Source organism: Neobacillus sp. PS3-34 (assembly GCF_030915465.1).
Lineage (GTDB): Bacteria > Bacillota > Bacilli > Bacillales > Cytobacillaceae > Neobacillus_A.
This window is the reverse complement of sequence record NZ_CP133267.1, coordinates 3256397-3272500: the sequence shown is the minus strand read 5'-3', so window position 1 is coordinate 3272500 and position 16104 is coordinate 3256397. Positions and strand designations below refer to the sequence as shown.

Genomic DNA, 16104 nt, shown 5'->3' with positions numbered 1-16104 from the left:
CTCAGCGTCAGTTACAGACCAGAAAGTCGCCTTCGCCACTGGTGTTCCTCCACATCTCTACGCATTTCACCGCTACACGTGGAATTCCACTTTCCTCTTCTGTACTCAAGTCCCCCAGTTTCCAATGACCCTCCACGGTTGAGCCGTGGGCTTTCACATCAGACTTAAAGGACCGCCTGCGCGCGCTTTACGCCCAATAATTCCGGACAACGCTTGCCACCTACGTATTACCGCGGCTGCTGGCACGTAGTTAGCCGTGGCTTTCTGGTTAGGTACCGTCAAGGTACCGGCAGTTACTCCGATACTTGTTCTTCCCTAACAACAGAGCTTTACGACCCGAAGGCCTTCATCGCTCACGCGGCGTTGCTCCGTCAGACTTTCGTCCATTGCGGAAGATTCCCTACTGCTGCCTCCCGTAGGAGTCTGGCCGTGTCTCAGTCCCAGTGTGGCCGATCACCCTCTCAGGTCGGCTACGCATCGTCGCCTTGGTGAGCCGTTACCTCACCAACTAGCTAATGCGCCGCGGGCCCATCTGTAAGTGACAGCCGAAACCGTCTTTCAGCTTTTCCTCATGTGAGGAAAAGGATTATCCGGTATTAGCTCCGGTTTCCCGAAGTTATCCCAGTCTTACAGGCAGGTTGCCCACGTGTTACTCACCCGTCCGCCGCTGATCACCGAAATGATCCGCTCGACTTGCATGTATTAGGCACGCCACCAGCGTTCGTCCTGAGCCAGGATCAAACTCTCCAATAAAGAGTGAGTGATTAGCTCATAAAGTTACGTTGGCTGATGCTGCATCCCGAAGGTTTGCATACATCAAAATTTGTTCTTGTTGACGTTTTTGTTTGTTTAGTTTTCAAGGATCAATTCGTGTCTGCCGCTCAAAAGCGACTTCATTACTATATCATCCGTCTACCAAGTTGTCAACCGTGTTTTTCATTTTGTTTCTTGCTTGGTGACTCTCTTGTTGAGGACGAGATTTAATATAACATGTATAAAAAGTGTTTGCAATATAATTTTTAAAAAAAGTTCTCGTAAAACAATCTTTTTTATTACGCCATTTAATAAGAAAAAGGTGCAGATTGGAGTGTGAATTTATTATTCACATCCTTATCAACACCCTTATTGCTTATTTATCAATCTTATCCGAACCTATGCACAACCTGTGGATATCCTCTCGCAATGCTGCCCACGGCTTTCCTTAAAGAGTGCTTTAATAAGTAAATTATTTACGTAAAAAAACTCAGAAATAAAATCAGACTTATTTATTCAACTTTCTCGTATGAAATCTTGGATTTTGAATACGTTTCTATAAAATACTTTTATTAATTTTTTTTGGTTTTTTGTTCTACTTCCTTCATTAATTCTTTTAAATCACTCCACTTATAAGCAATTTCTTCATAATTAACATCCGCTATTTGAATTAGTTCAGAAGTTTCTTTGACAGAGCCATATTGTTCATAGAATCTGCGGCCAGGGTTATCAGCTAAAACCCAAACAAGCAGTGATTCAAATCCTTGGCTTAGCATGTCATTGATTCCTGCAAGCAAAAGCTTGCTCCCTACTTTCTTTCTTTTAACTTCACTCAATAGATAAATGGCATAAAGCTCACCATCAAGCTGGTTATTCTTTGTACGCTCTTTTCCAAATGAAGAAAAGCCCACAATTTTGCCATTAGAATCTTCTGCAACATAAACGGGAGCGTTAGGATTAGGGTTATTAAGATTACTTTCCCATAAGGGCAATCGATCTTCAATTCTTAATCCATCCAGAAAATCCTGGCTGATAATTCCCTTATAGGTTTCCTTCCAGCTTTGGACATGAACCTCTGCTATTCCTAAAGCATCCTTACTAATTGCCTTTCTAATAATCATTGTTCCCCTCCAATTTTATCGCGTTTTTCCTTTCGCGAATTCTTTCATCTATTATAAATAAGGAAATACCGGAGATCACGATTGAACCGCCAATTATTTGAGACCACAGGATATTTTCATTCAGCAAATTATAAGCTAGAATCGTTGCGCCAACTGGTTCGAATAAAATGGCCATTGAGATGGTAGAAGCACTGATCCATTTTAATGACCAGTTGAATAATGTATGCCCGAGCAATGTTGGTATGAGTGCCAGCAAAACAAAATAAACCCATTCATTTGTTTTATAGGGAAATAACGGTTCCTGAACTGCAAGAATATAAATAAAGAGAGTAACAGAACTAATGAAATAGACGACAAATGTATATGTAACAAGTGATAGCCGCTTTCGTACAGTTTGACCAAACAAAAGATACCCGGTTACAAACGCACAAGCTACTATAGCAAGTGCATCACCAAAAAGTGCTGAACCGCTGATTTTGAAATCCCCCCAGCTGATAATGACACTTCCTGCTACAGCTATCAGACCGCTTAAAATTGCCTTTGCAGATAATTTTTCCTTAAAGAAAAAATAGGTGCCAACAAAAGCAAATAAAGGCTGCAAGGTTACCAAAACAGTAGAACTTGCCACAGAGGTGTAGTTTAAGGACTCAAACCAGAGGATAAAATGAAATGCCAGTAAAATACCTGCCACTAATGAGAACATCCAATCTCTTTTTGTAATAAGCTTAATCTCTGGAGCATATTTCGTCAGAAAGACCGGAAGCATGAAAAGGACTGAGAAAAACAAACGGTAAAAAGCGATTACTCCCGAAGGGGCAGAACAAAGCTTCACAAAAATGGCAGATGCGGAGACGGAAATTACCCCCACGGCCAAAGCTGCATATGGGTTGATTTTTGGTTCTTTCATGATTAACTCCTTTGATGTTCTAATCGTAATACAACGATGTTGAAAATATATGTTAAGTAATGATAATCATATAATACTTTTTGTTAATTTATTATTAAATTAAGTTAATATCATTCTAAATATGGACGTGAATAGCCATGAGCAATTTAGAGATGGAGATTTTATTCAAACTAGGTTTATCAGCAGTCCTCGGTCTTGTGATTGGTCTTGAGCGAGAATTAAAAAGAAAGCCGGTTGGACTAAAGACCAGCCTCGTCATTTCAATTGTAAGCTGTATGCTTACCATTGTATCCATACAGTCTGCCTATACGTTTCCATCTGCAGGGAATGTTAATATAACAATGGATCCATTACGGCTTGCTGCTCAAATAGTTTCCGGTATCGGTTTTCTCGGTGCAGGGGTTATTTTAAGAAGAGGAAATGACAGCATTTCGGGGTTAACGACAGCCGCGATGATTTGGGGGGCAGCAGGAATTGGAATTGCCGTTGGAGCCGGGTTTTACCTTGAAGCTTTCGCAGGGGTCGCCCTCCTTATTTTGAGTGTTGAATTTGTTCCGTATTTAATGAAAATTGTTGGTCCGAAACAGCTTCGGGAAAAAGAAATAATGCTCAATTTGAATATTAAAGAAAAAGACCATATAGATGAAGTAATAAATTATATAATGGAGAAAAAATACACACTTAGAAGGATTCGAATCAAGGATCTGGACAATGGCGATCACTATGTACAAATTATGATTGCTGTTGATTATCGCAATAAGACCACCGATGTATACCACTCTATTTCTAATATTGCTGGTGTAAATCGAGTAGAGATAGAAAGCATTAGTTAAGGGCAAATAAATTTGCCTTTTCTTTCAAAATTTTCTTGCATGTCCTTAAAGTTGCCGTTATAATCATTCATGTACCGATCATTCGGGGGATTAGCTCAGCTGGGAGAGCGCTTGCATGGCATGCAAGAGGTCAGGGGTTCGAGCCCCCTATTCTCCATTTATCATCGAAAAAAACGACATTATTGTCGTTTTTTTTTGCTCTATTAATGTTAGATGTTGATTTTCCTTGTGAAACGTGTGCGTTTTGTAAAATAAAACGCCCTAAAATTACTAATCAAGCTACGAAATTAACTTGGCAACAAGAAAAGCAATCCCTGCAGCAAAACCACCAACGAGTGTTGTTTGCCAAGCACTTTTAAAGGGTTTTGAACCGGTAAATCTCCCCTTCACATAACCAAATATGAATAATGCGATTAAGGTTGCAATAACAGAGGTCATTAATGCACTTTGTGCATGATGGATAAAAATATAAGGTGATAAAGGGATAAGACCGCCAACTATATATGATATACCAATGGTTAATGAGCTGTTTCTTGCCCTTTTGGGTTCAGGTTCTTCTAGTCCCAGTTCATGCTTCATCATGAAGTCCACCCATCTATCAGCGTCTTCACTAATCGCCTCAACAGCCGATTCGATTTGATGTTCGCGAAGTCCCCAACTTCTTAGAACTTCTGCGACCTCCTCTTTTTCCCGTTCCGGAACTTCAATTATTTCTCGTCGTTCTCTCTCCAACTCATTTGCATAATGCTCTCGGTCCGTTCGTGCAGCCAGATAACCACCTAACCCCATTGCGATAGAACCTGCTGCTATTTCAGCAATTCCAGCTATAACAACAATATTAGTCGCAGAAACGGATCCTGACAAACCAGCAGCAAGCGCAAAAGGTACCGTTAATCCATCCGACATGCCAATCACAATATCACGAATCAAATCGGGAGCATCAAAATGTTTTTCAATGTGCTCTGTTTGTTCCTTCTTTTTCATCGTTCTCTTTACCTCTTCCATTTTTGATCAGTTGCTTATTATCATCACAACAATGAGAACTTTTATAATCCTACTTAAATTTCCACATTGCTCCGGCAATTATGACAGCAAAATACTTGTTTAAATTTACGTTATGTAAATGGGCAGCGTTAGTAGATGAATGTCAACTAATTTAGTTTGTAAACATAGTACATCCACAATAGCCTAATTTTGAAAGGAACACTTCCACTTTTGTGGGAAGTGTTTTTTTTATGCCATTTAATTATTGGCTGATTTCTAAAAGATTGTTGTTTTTAGTAGTTGATTTCCGCTTCAGGATGCTCGCTTTCCGCGGGGTGGGCGGTGAGCCTCCTCGTCGCTGAAGCGACTGCGGGGTCTCACCTGTCCCACTGCTCCCTCAGGACGTTGAATCAGCTTCCTAGAATCAACACCGCACGAAGGAAATGCGATAGCATTTTCGAGGATCTCGCACCTTCCGCTCCATCAACCATCTGATTCACTCTAAATAGCAACAAATTTACGAAAACAGCCTAATTATTTTTACGAATATCCCTTCATTTAAAAATATGGATAAGCACAAATTGAAAATAAAGGAAAAAACAACTGTTTTCAGGAGTCTTTTTTGTTATAATTTTTGAATAGTAATCGATTTACATTATAAGGAGAAATAATGAAAAAAATCCCAAAGAAAATAATTATGATTCCTATTTTAATAATTAGTTTTTATATAGTTTATTTATTTGCCAGTAAAGCAAATGTAACTGTAACAGAGGTAGTTTCCTCTGATGGCGAAAAAGTAATTCAGGTCCATGACCAAGGAGAAAACCTTAAAGATGAATTTCCTTATAACATGAGCGAAGCATCTGTACAGCAAGCTATTCATAATATGTCACATCAAAAAGTTCTGGCAAAAGAAAAGTGGGGAGCCTTACCTTTAACACCTAAGCGAGTAAAAAGATTAATAGAAGTAGTAAAAGCTAACGAAAAGGAATATGCGCATTCTGACTTATATTTAGGGATACTCGAGGATTGGGCAGAGAATAATTTCAGTAATGCTGTCTATGATCACAATACAATCTGGCGGTTACAAGATGGAACTACTGGTGAAGCATACGGAATTGCATCTCCAGAGGAAGAAATGAAATTTATACAAGAACATTTTGATGTAAAAAAATGAATCAAAGCTAAAAAGAAGCTCCACTTATCAGCCGCTCTGTTCATTTTTTTAATTATACTTTCTCCACCATAATAGACTTTGCCTTTGGCAAGGTTTTTTCTTTTTGCCAACTTTCCTTTCGGTAACAAAATTAAAAGGAGCAGGTTCCCCTGCCCCATTTGGATCAATCAAAGCTTTGTCCTCAAGCTCCATAGCTCAGGGAAGAATTGATGGTCAAGAACCCTCTTTAGATACGACACTCCCGATGAGCCTCCGGTTCCTTTTTTATTTCCAATGATTCTTTCGACTGTACTCATATGGTTAAAGCGCCATAGCTGCTGCTGGCTTCCGATATCCACCAGTTTTTCAGCCAGCTCATATAAATCCCAATATTGGTCCACATTTCGGTACACTGTCAGCCAGGCTTCCTCGACACTCGCGTTCGGCTGATACTCCTGCGACCAATCCCTATCAAGCGCTTCCTGGTCAATCGGCAATCCTCTAAGAGCGAGTGCATTCACGGCTGCGTCGTATAGGCCTGGCTCATGAAGTGCGTTTGTCAGCTGTTTATAAAGCTCAGGCTCATGCTTATATACTAATAACACATGAGCATTTTTCTTGCGCCAATGCAAACTCAATCAGCCGGTTTTGATACGATTGAAAACCAGATGAATGGCCAAGCTTATCCCTAAATTCCATATACTCTGCTGGTGTCAGGGTCGATAACACATTCCAAGATTGGATTAATTGCTGCTGTATCCGCGATACACGTGAGAGCATTTTAAATGAAGGCTCAAGATCATTCCTCCGGATGCATTCGGCAGCCGCATTTACTTCATGGAGAATCAGCTTCATCCATAGCTCGCTCGTCTGGTGGATAATAATGAAAAGCATTTCATCATGATGGTCCGAAACTCGGTGCTGGCTTGTTAGTATCTTCTCGAGTTGAAGATAGCCCCCATAGGACATTTCCTTTTGAAAATCTGTATGAATGTCTTTTTCCAGAGCTCCATTTTTATTTATTTCATTGCTCATTTTCTGCCCCTTCCTTTCAATGCGTGGCATTTCATCAATCTAAGCTACGACTTCTCTTTCGTTTTTAAACTTTTCGTACTGTTTTTCAGACATGATTTTTTTAAGGATTTGGACTGCCTGCCACACCTCACAATATGAAGTATAAAGTGCAACAGGAGCAAGCCGGATAATATTAGGTGCACGGAAATCCGGTATTACTCCATTTTCCTTAAGCGCTTTGCAGATCCGTGCCGCCTCCGCATGTTCAAGGCTTACATGCCCGCCTCTCCGCACCTCATCCATCGGGCTGCCGATGCTAAACCCTAGACCATTTAGTTCATGCTTAACTAATTCCATTAAATATTGCGTCATTAAAAGCGATTTCGTACGGATATTGCCTATGCCAGCTTCTCCAAACATCTCAAGTGAACCAATTAATGGGGCTACACTCAATAGATGAGGAGTTCCAATTTGGTATGCACCTGCTGATTCAGCAGGAAAAAAGGTATGTTCCATATCAAATTGATGTTCCTTTTTAGAGCCGAACCAGCCGGCAAGGCCAGGAAGTGTGCCAAAATGCTTTCGGTTCACATATAATCCGGCAACTGCTCCCGGTCCCCCATTTAAATGCTTATAGCTGCACCAATATGCAAAATCAACATCCCAATCAGAAAACGAATGTGGAATTGCCCCAATAGAATGGCAGCCATCAAATCCGATCAGTATGCCGCGGTCATGGGCTTCTTTCGTCAAACGTTCCATATTTAATATTTGTCCGCTGCGATAAAGGACTGTCGGCAGGATAATCAAAGCAACTTCCTCTGTCATGGCATCAATAATGTCTTTCTCCTCCAAAAATCGCCCGTCCCTGCTCTTCACTCGAAGAAGGTGTGGTTCTGGATCATGTCCATGAATGCGCAGCTGGCTTTGTAAAGCATAAATATCGGATGGGAAGGTCAACTCATCTGCCAATATTTTTGTGCGGTTTCCCTCAGGCTTGTAAAAAGTAGCCACAAGCTGATGCAGATTCACTGTCGTGGAACCGGTTACAATTACTTCTTCAGGTAACCCTCCAACCAGAGGTGCACAGAGCGCTCCCAATTTTTCCGATAAATAAAACCAGGGATGGTCACCCTGCATCCAGCCATCAATTCCTCGTTCCTTCCAATCATTCACACAATCCAGCAAAGCCTTTTCAGCCCTTTTTGAAAGAAGCCCCAAAGAATTTCCATCCAGATAAATAGAATTCGGTTTTAAATAAAATTCATTACGATAAGCTGCAAGCTGATCGTTTTGGTCAAGTATTTGTGCGTAATCATGTGTTGGTTCAAAGCTATAAAGTCCCATTGCAACCCCCTGCTCTTATATCATACTAAACAAAGCGTAACAAGGAATGCGACATACCGTCAACGCTAAATCTAAATATTCCAAAACTTTCGATCCTTTACACTTCCAAAAATTAAACTTCTGCCACTTCATATTTAGCTCCTAAAAATCGAATAATAATCCGAGATGAAGGAGGTATTTCATTGACTAAAGCGAATTGCAGTCCAGGAAGTGAAAGCCAGGGACAAGGGCAAAGTAAAGGAGACATGAAATGGTGGCAATTGTCTATGGTGGGGATTGGTTGTACCATTGGAACCGGGTACTTCCTGGGTTCCAGTATCGGAATTGAGGTTACAGGCCCTTCTATTGTTTTTTCTTTTGTTTTGGCTGCCATCGGGACGTACATCGTATTCAATTTACTTGCCAAAATGACCGCCGAGGATCCACAGGAAGGTTCTTTTTGCTATTACGCTAACAAAGCATACGGACGCTGGGCGGGCTTTAGCTGTGGGTGGAATTACTGGTGCTCTAACATTCTTATTATGGGCAGCCAATTAACGGCTCTATCCATACTCTCAAGGTTCTGGTTTCCCAAGGTTCCCCTGTGGATTTTCGCAGCTGGATACGCTGTCCTTGCCATTTTCGTTGTTTTATTGGGAACAAAAGGATTCGACAGGGTAGAAAACATTCTCGCCATAATTAAAACGGCTGCGATTATCATGTTTATCATTCTTGCGTTGGCCGCTTTATTTGGCTGGGTACACGGTGATGCTAGTAAACCAGACTTCCCCAGAACAATGGGAGCAATCTTCCCGAATGGCCTTAAAGGCTTCTGGTCATCACTCATCTATGCTTTTTATGCATATGGAGGAATTGAAGTAATAGGTCTAATGGCGATGCAGCTTCAAAAGAAGGAGGATGCTCCAAAGGCAGGAAAAATTATGCTCCTTGTATTGATGATTATTTATGTATTATCTCTTGGCCTTGCTGTGATAATGGTGTATTTTCATGCCTTTAACGAAAAGGAAAGTCCATTTGTAACCGCTATGGACAATTATCATTTGCCTTTTTTTCCACATGTCTTTAACGGCGCGATAATCATTGCGGGATTCTCTACAATGACTGCCTCGTTATTCGGTGTTACGACTCTCCTTGTTACACTATCCGTGGGAGGGGATGCTCCTTCATTTTTTTCAAAAAAACTTAAGAAATTCAAGGATCTGCCTCTCCCTTCATTAGGGCTTGGAGCAGCAGGATTAGTGGCCTCGATCATCACAGCACTTCTGCTGCCTGGAAAGATATATGAGTATATTACAACCGCTGCAGGTATTCTTCTCCTGTTTAATTGGTCGTTCATTGTTATTTCTGCCTTGAAGGTGTTGAAGGTCACAAGCTTGGATAAAATGATGGCCTTTGCTGGTCTTGCATTGATCCTCGCAGCGATCAGCGGAACGATAATGGAAAAAAACATTCGCTATGGATTTTTTGTCAGCCTGTTATTTGTCGCAATTATTGGCATCGTTGCTTTCATTTTGCAAAAAAAGGTCTGGCGCAAGGCTGCAAAAAAGTCAGGCTAGTTTAATAATTTTATTTCCTGTTTAAATGAATACAAATAATAGAAAAGGATGGGGTTAAACATCCAATATTTAAAGGTTGTAAAAGCTATTAGAGAAAAAGCAGTACGCCTAAATGATTATGGCAATCTTGATGAGTTGTTTAATGCGATTGGCGATGCCAGATATGTTCTTCTAGGGGAAGCTACCCATGGGACATCGGAGTTTTATAATATCAGGGCAGAGATTTCCAAAAAGTTGATTGAAGAGAAAGGATTCTCTTTTGTTGCAGTTGAAGGCGATTGGCCTTCCTGCTATATGGTTAACCGCTATTGCAAAGGCTTAGATGAGGAAAAGAAGGATATCGTTACCCTTTTAAAGAATAACTTCAAACGCTGGCCAACCTGGATGTGGGCGAATAAAGAAGTGCTAAGCTTTGCAGAATGGCTGAAAAAGCATAATGAGTCTGCTAAAAAAAAGGTTGGCTTTTATGGAATTGATATGTACAGCCTGTTTGAATCAATGGAAGAAATCATTCGTTATTTAGAAAGCATCGGTTCAGAGGAAGTCGAAGTCGCCAAAATGGCATTTTCCTGCTTTCAGCCTTTTGAGAAGAACGAGCATGATTATGCCATGACAACCGCCTATTTGTCGGAAAGCTGTGAACAGGAAGTCCTGAAGCTATTACTGGACATCCAATCTAAAAAGGAAGCAATTGCGACAGATGATGAAGCGTCCCTGAGCCTTGAGCTCAATGCATTAGTCGCTGCCAATGCGGAGCTTTATTATCGTTCAATGGTTAAGGGCGGAACAGAAACCTGGAATATCCGTGATACCCATATGGTCGAGACTATCGAAAAGCTTACTGACTTTCATGGTTCCGATTCCAAAGTCATTGTTTGGGAGCATAACACCCATATTGGGGATGCAAGTGCAACCGACATGGCTGAAGAAGGTATGGTAAATGTCGGACAGCTTATGAGGGAGAAACATGGCTCTGATGTCTTCGCTGTTGGGTTCGGAACCTATCAGGGGACAGTTATTGCAGGTCCTTCCTGGGGTGCCCCTCTGGAAGTAATGGAAGTACCGCCTGCAAGCAGAGGAAGCTGGGAAGAAGTGATCCACCGTGCTGGACAATATGATCAGATCATTTTGCCAAATCTGCTTCAATCCAGCCTATTTGATACAATAGCCGGACATCGGGCAATCGGGGTAGTATATGAACCGGCATTAGAACACTTTGGAAATTATGTTCCCACCAACCTTGCGAAAAGATATGACAGCTTTATTTTTATCGATTCGACAACCGCCTTAAAACCGCTTTAGGGTGGACATCCGGAAATTTATTTTCATCACACGGAAACCAAGTCTGCCTATTAAGCGTCTAATACTTTGATGGATCAATCGGTGAGAGGCGAAGGAAATGGCAAATAAAAGTGGAAGAACCCCTGATATAACAGTTAAAATATTATATGGTTTGAATTACATGGTCATCATTCTCTTGTTTTTATCACTCTGGATCATCACTCACCATCCGGAGTACATTAAATTTGCCAAAAAAATATTGCATATGTATATATAATAAAAGGTCTGTCCCGAAAACATGGGTCAGACCTTTTTTCATTAAGCAGCAACGTCTCTCTTTTTGAAAACGACATAAGCTAGAAGCTGAAACAAAATAAAATAAATTGTGAGCATGATGACAGAAAACGATATGGTCATTCCATTAACCATCGGAACTCCTTCAAAGTATTGCATTAGATCAGTATTGGCAAACAGTATATATTTTGCCCAATCAAATTTCATCGCCAAGAGCATCGTCAGTTCCGTCCCAGTAAACATGAGGAAGATGGAAAGCCCAATCGCGAGTGAGCTGTTTCTGAACACAGCTGAAATCATAAATGCCATGGTAGAAAGCATAATCATCGCTATGGATTTCATCCCATAAAAAATGACAAGGTGGAAAACCATGCTTTGTTCTGTTACATTCCCGTCAGAATAATTAAGATATGGAACAGCATTCTCTGGTGCCCCAAATAATATTATTCCTAAAAGAGCAGAGAATGAAAATAAAATAACTAACATCATCAGTGCATACAAAATAACAGCCATGTACTTGGCGACTAAAATCTTTCCCTGCTAATCGGCCTGATCAGCAGAAGTTTAATCGTCCCCCAATTAAACTCGGAAGCAACAATCCCTGCAGCAATAATAATAGTAAATAAACCAGCTAATTTTATTAAACCCGCACCATCCGATACAAAATCCCACATTGAATATTTAACATTCGGTGAAAGATTATGTTCAATTCTGTATTCTTTAATGGCAATATTTCTTTTTATATTTGAAATTTGGCTCTCAGGTACCTTTCCTATTGCCAACTGATCCTTCGATTGTTTCACTTCTGCCTGAAGTGTTTGCTTCCAGTTTTGATCTAAATGGGACACACCTTTATTTTGCTGATACTTAATAACCGCACCGGTTAATGAAATCATAATCAAAAGTAAACCAATCATGACCAGCGTACCCGGACGCTTAAATATTTTCATCCACTCGTTTTGAACCAATTTAAACATGCATTGCTTCCCCTTTTTTTCCGTAACTTCCAAGAACCGATCCTCCAAAGTTTTAGTTATTTCCTTAACTTCGTAAATATCGATTCCTGCGCTGACCAGTTCTTTAATGGCAAATGGAATTTCTTCTTTTTTAAATGAGGCACCGATCCCATTTTCGGTCAGATGAACTGACAAAGCAGGATAAAGGCATTCTAAAGTCCTTTTTGCCTTTTCTTTTTGATTAACTACAATGTCATATACTTTTTCAGATCCATTTACAAAATCATGGACAAGCTGGACATCCACCAGCTTCCCTTCCTGGATTATCCCGATTCGATCACACATCATTTCCATTTCCGAAAGTAAATGGCTCGAAACAATTACAGCCATATCCCTTTCCCTCGCAAGCTTTCTGAGATGGTCTCTGATTTCACGGATTCCCGCAGGATCAAGACCATTGGTCGGTTCATCAAGAATGAGAACCTTGGGATCATGCAAAAGTGATTGAGCTAGGCCAAGCCTTTGCCTCATTCCAAGCGAATAGGTCTTCACTTTATCGTGAATTCGGTCAGTCAAGCCTACCAGCTCCACTATTTCATCGATTTTTTCTTTACGGATACCATTGGACATGCGTGCAAAGTGGATAAGATTTTCATAGCCGCTCAGAAATTTATACATTTCAGGATTTTCTACAATCGCGCCAATCTTGCTGACAGCTTTTTCAAAATCATTTTTGACACTGTAGCCGGAGATTTTTATGTCTCCTGAGGTAATTCCAATTAGTCCCACCATCATTCTGATAGTGGTAGTTTTTCCGGCACCATTTGGTCCCAGAAATCCGAATACCTCCCCTTTATATACTTCAAAGCTTAATGAATCAATAATTGTTTTTCCTTTGATGGTTTTTGTAACATTTTGTATCTCTACTATTCCTGCCATTAGAAGTCTCCTCTCAAATTTTAAAATTCCCACCTGAAACATCAGCAGTAATTACCTTCAACCTTATCTTAAACTGCAAACTTAAAAGGCAAAACGTCCTGAAGCTTTATTTCATACTAAGACCAGAGCCTTAGTAGCTGCCGGGTTTTCTTCAAAGAAAAAAACGCCAATTGGCATTTTTATGTCTTGAAGTGAATAAAAAAAGACCGTCAAAAATGACAGTCAATCTCTTGAAAGTATAGAAAAACTATTTTTATTAATCCGTTTAAAATTAATCTACCTTACCAGTAATATTATATTTTCTTTCCTGTTCTGCGATAATCTCATTATCTTCAGCGTTATCCCTTGCCACTTTTTGAGTCAAGATAGCTCCCACTATACATAATAGCATGACCGCAATGTAGTAGCCCTTTTCATTAAGCTGTAAGCTATCGGCATTATAAAGACCAATACTGAATAACATTACTCCGGCAAAAAGTGTAAAATACGCTAAAACCGTAAATGCAGGTGTGTTTCTTCTCCTGTATCTTTGCATAAAATCTAACCCCTCCTGGTAACCTTGTTGATAAAGAGTAATTTCTTGTAAATTATAACAAATATATGAAAATTCAGTAAGGATTTTTTTCGGTACTGTTGTTTTTCTTGCTAGTTATGTTTATCTCATTCAGAACCCAAACTTTTTCCCTAAAACAAATGGACTATAAATGGAAATAAATATAAAATAGTAAGTACTTGAATTTTATGACTATTTCGTCATTATACGAAGGAGTTTAATTCTTTTAATTAGCGAGGAGAGTTTGGATGAGTTTAATAGAAAAAGTAGTGCAGCTTAAGCAAGAAATTAGTAATGTCATAATTGGCAAAGAGGAAATCGTTGAAATGTTATTCATTGCCCTTTTGAACGATGGGCATGTATTGCTGGAAAGTGTGCCTGGAACGGGCAAAACACAATTGGCAAAAAGTTTTGCCAAAACGATTAACGGGGAGTTTAAACGCATTCAATTTACCCCGGATTTATTGCCGAGTGACGTGACAGGGATCCAATTTTTCCATCCAAAGGAGCAGGATTTCCAGCTTCGGATTGGTCCTGTTATGACCAATATCCTGCTGGCAGATGAAATAAACCGTGCTACACCAAGAACACAAGCCAGCTTACTGGAAGTAATGGAAGAACGCCAGGTTACAATTGATGGCGATACCATTCTACTTCCAAATCCTTTTATCGTAATTGCGACACAAAATCCGATTGAGTCCCAGCAGGGTACTTTTGCCTTGCCTGAAGCACAAATGGATCGTTTCTTCATGCAAATTCCTTTAGGTTATCCGACCTTGGCAGAAGAAAAGAAAATCATGCAAACTTATCGGACTGGTGCACCGTTTAACAAATTGGAAGTTGTCCTTAACTTAGAAGAGATAGCCAAAATGAAAGAAGAAGTAAAACAGGTAACCCTTTCTGAAGATATTGAGGATTATATATTAAGAATTGTTCACCTATCCCGCACACATGATGATGTAGAAATGGGGATTAGCCCTCGAGGTACACTGGCGTTTATGCGAGGGGCACAAGGAAAGGCATACATAAATAACCGTTTTTATGTAACTCCAGAGGATGTTAAGGAGGTTGCTGTCTATATGCTGGCCCACCGCATCGTTTTAACGATGGATGCCTCGTTGAAAAAGTCAAACAGCCAGGTGGTAAACTCCCTTTTAAATAGTGTTGAAGTACCTGTTGAAATTGGGGCGAGCAAATAAATGGCATGGCGAAAAGAGATTCAGGGTCTTGAGTCAAATAATGCTGTTACAGCGGTAGGAGCTATACTGCTCCTTCTCAGCTTTTACAAAACCTCCTATTGGTTTATCTTTTTGGGAGCTTTTTTGCTAGTTATCAGCAGAATGAGTATTTATTACCTAAACCATGTAGCTGACCATCTTATTTTCGAGAATGAAAAGGAGTCCATTCGCCTTTCGGTTGGAGAAGAAATCATCTTGCCATTAAAATTTTCACAGTTCAGCTGGCTGCCAATCTTTCAAGGAACTTTAAAAATAAAGCTTGAAGCCATTGTGGAAGGATTAGGTGTGCCGTTTACAAGCCATGAAAACAACGTAGAATTCAAATTCCCCATTTTTGTAAAAGGACAAGAAACAATACAGGTCTCTCTTCCTCTCAAAGCAACTGCCCGCGGTGTAACAAGAATTAAAACGGTCGAGTTAACAGTAGGAAATTTTTTCGGGTTAGGTTCTGTTCAGTTAAAATATAACCCCTTCATTCATAAAGAATTAATTGTTTATCCTTCCCCAACTATGGTATCACAGACCGACCGTTTGGTTGCAGCAAGGTCCAACGGTGACTATTCGTCACCTTCTAGTATGTTTGAGCAATTTTTAGCACCAATTGGAACGAGAGATTATATTTACACTGATTCTTTTAAACAGATTCATTGGAAAGCAAGTGCAAAAACACAAGCTCTACAAACGAAAGTGTTCGAGCGTATGGCTGATAATTCCTGGACATTTATTATCAACCTGCGTGAGGCAAATACTCCACACATCCATTTAGGAGTAGTGGAAAGTTTAGAATCAATTGCAAGTAATGTGGCTTACTTAGCCCAGCTAGCAACGCAAAGAGGTATAGAATTTGAAGTATTCCTCAATCTCCGAATGGTTAACCAATCAGCCGTTTATCATCTTCCAAAGGGATGCGGTACCCGCCAATTAGGTAAGGTGCTGGATATCCTTGCTCGTGTCAACAAAAAAGGTAATACCCAGCCATTAAACAAATTGCTGCACTATGTTGAAAAAAAGCAGCAAAATTCACCAGTTGTAATTTTCTGTGGACCATTTCCAGATGAAAAACATAAGTATATTGCTCAAATGCTTAAGAACGGCCAAAGGCTATTTATTCTTCAAGACGATAATCAATATCCTGCTATTGTTCCACTGGGACGTATATGAGTGGAAGGAAG

The 16104-nt window shown here is 40.1% G+C and carries 13 protein-coding genes, 1 tRNA gene, 1 rRNA gene and 3 pseudogenes (1 of these 18 running past the window's edge); 8 read left to right on the top strand and 10 right to left on the bottom strand.

All coding sequences use genetic code 11. The features are described 5' to 3' along the window. The 3 genes from RCG23_RS16915 to RCG23_RS16905 all read right to left on the bottom strand — a co-directional run. A 16S ribosomal RNA gene (locus tag RCG23_RS16915) occupies positions 1 to 753 on the bottom strand (it extends 782 nt beyond the left edge of the window). Positions 754 to 1325: 572 nt separating this feature from the next. After that, on the bottom strand, positions 1326 to 1874 hold the full coding sequence (locus RCG23_RS16910) for a GNAT family N-acetyltransferase (RefSeq protein ID WP_308176671.1): 549 nt from the start codon (positions 1872 to 1874) through the stop codon (positions 1326 to 1328). Then, the gene (locus RCG23_RS16905; RefSeq protein WP_308176670.1) at positions 1864 to 2781 is read right to left on the bottom strand and encodes a DMT family transporter; all 918 of its coding nucleotides are present in this window, start codon (positions 2779 to 2781) and stop codon (positions 1864 to 1866) included. The genes RCG23_RS16910 and RCG23_RS16905 overlap by 11 nt, the downstream gene beginning before the upstream one ends. Before the next feature lie 137 nt (positions 2782 to 2918). On the opposite strand from RCG23_RS16905, the gene RCG23_RS16900 reads away from it, so the two are divergent. After that, positions 2919 to 3614, top strand: coding sequence for an MgtC/SapB family protein (locus RCG23_RS16900; RefSeq protein ID WP_308176669.1), 696 nt, complete (start codon positions 2919 to 2921; stop codon positions 3612 to 3614). A gap of 84 nt (positions 3615 to 3698) precedes the next feature. Next, a tRNA-Ala gene (locus tag RCG23_RS16895) sits at positions 3699 to 3771 on the top strand. Positions 3772 to 3893: 122 nt separating this feature from the next. Here the strand turns inward: RCG23_RS16895 and RCG23_RS16890 are convergent. Continuing rightward, complete coding sequence (locus tag RCG23_RS16890) at positions 3894 to 4598, bottom strand: VIT1/CCC1 transporter family protein (RefSeq protein ID WP_308176668.1); 705 nt, start codon at positions 4596 to 4598, stop codon at positions 3894 to 3896. Positions 4599 to 5268: 670 nt separating this feature from the next. On the opposite strand from RCG23_RS16890, the gene RCG23_RS16885 reads away from it, so the two are divergent. Further along, the gene (locus RCG23_RS16885; RefSeq protein WP_308176667.1) at positions 5269 to 5775 is read left to right on the top strand and encodes a DUF6241 domain-containing protein; all 507 of its coding nucleotides are present in this window, start codon (positions 5269 to 5271) and stop codon (positions 5773 to 5775) included. Positions 5776 to 5942: 167 nt separating this feature from the next. Here the strand turns inward: RCG23_RS16885 and kynA are convergent. Both kynA and kynU read right to left on the bottom strand, forming a co-directional pair. Next, positions 5943 to 6789 (bottom strand): annotated as a pseudogene (kynA, locus tag RCG23_RS16880) (tryptophan 2,3-dioxygenase). A gap of 39 nt (positions 6790 to 6828) precedes the next feature. Beyond that, positions 6829 to 8115 carry a kynureninase gene (gene kynU / locus RCG23_RS16875; protein ID WP_308176666.1) on the bottom strand — a complete coding sequence of 429 codons (1287 nt, stop codon included), beginning with the start codon at positions 8113 to 8115 and terminating at the stop codon, positions 6829 to 6831. Positions 8116 to 8360: 245 nt separating this feature from the next. Here kynU and RCG23_RS16870 point away from each other — a divergent pair, with 245 nt between their 5' ends. The 3 genes from RCG23_RS16870 (at position 8361) to RCG23_RS16860 (ending at position 11229) form a co-directional block, all read left to right on the top strand. After that, on the top strand, positions 8361 to 9671 hold the full coding sequence (locus RCG23_RS16870) for an amino acid permease (RefSeq protein ID WP_308180090.1): 1311 nt from the start codon (positions 8361 to 8363) through the stop codon (positions 9669 to 9671). 48 nt (positions 9672 to 9719) lie between these two features. Continuing rightward, a complete protein-coding gene (locus RCG23_RS16865; protein ID WP_308176665.1) occupies positions 9720 to 10973 on the top strand; it encodes an erythromycin esterase family protein in 1254 nt (417 codons plus the stop codon). 97 nt (positions 10974 to 11070) lie between these two features. Continuing rightward, positions 11071 to 11229 (top strand): hypothetical protein, encoded by a 159-nt coding sequence (locus tag RCG23_RS16860; RefSeq protein WP_308176664.1) that lies wholly within the window; start codon positions 11071 to 11073, stop codon positions 11227 to 11229. A gap of 41 nt (positions 11230 to 11270) precedes the next feature. Here the strand turns inward: RCG23_RS16860 and RCG23_RS16855 are convergent, their stop codons facing one another. From RCG23_RS16855 to RCG23_RS16840, 4 genes and pseudogenes are all read right to left on the bottom strand, one after another. Continuing rightward, complete coding sequence (locus RCG23_RS16855; RefSeq protein WP_308176663.1) at positions 11271 to 11759, bottom strand: DUF2705 family protein; 489 nt, start codon at positions 11757 to 11759, stop codon at positions 11271 to 11273. Between the two features lie 11 nt (positions 11760 to 11770). Continuing rightward, positions 11771 to 12145 (bottom strand): annotated as a pseudogene (locus tag RCG23_RS16850) (ABC transporter permease subunit); the annotation flags it as partial. 99 nt (positions 12146 to 12244) lie between these two features. Continuing rightward, positions 12245 to 13141 (bottom strand): annotated as a pseudogene (locus RCG23_RS16845) (ABC transporter ATP-binding protein); the annotation flags it as partial. A gap of 271 nt (positions 13142 to 13412) precedes the next feature. Beyond that, positions 13413 to 13676: a YiaA/YiaB family inner membrane protein gene (locus tag RCG23_RS16840; protein ID WP_308176662.1), complete on the bottom strand. Its 264-nt coding sequence runs from the start codon at positions 13674 to 13676 to the stop codon at positions 13413 to 13415. A 266-nt stretch (positions 13677 to 13942) separates the two neighbouring features. On the opposite strand from RCG23_RS16840, the gene RCG23_RS16835 reads away from it, so the two are divergent. Further along, positions 13943 to 14893 carry an AAA family ATPase gene (locus RCG23_RS16835; protein WP_308176661.1) on the top strand — a complete coding sequence of 317 codons (951 nt, stop codon included), beginning with the start codon at positions 13943 to 13945 and terminating at the stop codon, positions 14891 to 14893. After that, entirely contained in the window at positions 14894 to 16093 is a 1200-nt protein-coding gene (locus tag RCG23_RS16830; protein ID WP_308176660.1) for a DUF58 domain-containing protein, read from the top strand. It abuts the gene before it with no gap. Positions 16094 to 16104: the final 11 nt, after the last annotated feature.

Excerpts from the sequence above, each read along its gene's own strand:
- RCG23_RS16910 (WP_308176671.1), bottom strand. The coding sequence starts at position 1,874 with ATGATTATTAGAAAGGCAATTAGTAAGGATGCTTTAGGAATAGCAGAG.
- RCG23_RS16905 (WP_308176670.1), bottom strand. The coding sequence starts at position 2,781 with ATGAAAGAACCAAAAATCAACCCATATGCAGCTTTGGCCGTGGGGGTA.
- RCG23_RS16900 (WP_308176669.1), top strand. The coding sequence starts at position 2,919 with ATGAGCAATTTAGAGATGGAGATTTTATTCAAACTAGGTTTATCAGCA.
- RCG23_RS16890 (WP_308176668.1), bottom strand. The coding sequence starts at position 4,598 with ATGAAAAAGAAGGAACAAACAGAGCACATTGAAAAACATTTTGATGCT.
- RCG23_RS16885 (WP_308176667.1), top strand. The coding sequence starts at position 5,269 with ATGAAAAAAATCCCAAAGAAAATAATTATGATTCCTATTTTAATAATT.
- kynU (WP_308176666.1), bottom strand. The coding sequence starts at position 8,115 with ATGGGACTTTATAGCTTTGAACCAACACATGATTACGCACAAATACTT.
- RCG23_RS16870 (WP_308180090.1), top strand. The coding sequence starts at position 8,361 with ATGAAATGGTGGCAATTGTCTATGGTGGGGATTGGTTGTACCATTGGA.
- RCG23_RS16865 (WP_308176665.1), top strand. The coding sequence starts at position 9,720 with ATGGGGTTAAACATCCAATATTTAAAGGTTGTAAAAGCTATTAGAGAA.
- RCG23_RS16860 (WP_308176664.1), top strand. The coding sequence starts at position 11,071 with ATGGCAAATAAAAGTGGAAGAACCCCTGATATAACAGTTAAAATATTA.
- RCG23_RS16855 (WP_308176663.1), bottom strand. The coding sequence starts at position 11,759 with ATGGCTGTTATTTTGTATGCACTGATGATGTTAGTTATTTTATTTTCA.
- RCG23_RS16840 (WP_308176662.1), bottom strand. The coding sequence starts at position 13,676 with ATGCAAAGATACAGGAGAAGAAACACACCTGCATTTACGGTTTTAGCG.
- RCG23_RS16835 (WP_308176661.1), top strand. The coding sequence starts at position 13,943 with ATGAGTTTAATAGAAAAAGTAGTGCAGCTTAAGCAAGAAATTAGTAAT.
- RCG23_RS16830 (WP_308176660.1), top strand. The coding sequence starts at position 14,894 with ATGGCATGGCGAAAAGAGATTCAGGGTCTTGAGTCAAATAATGCTGTT.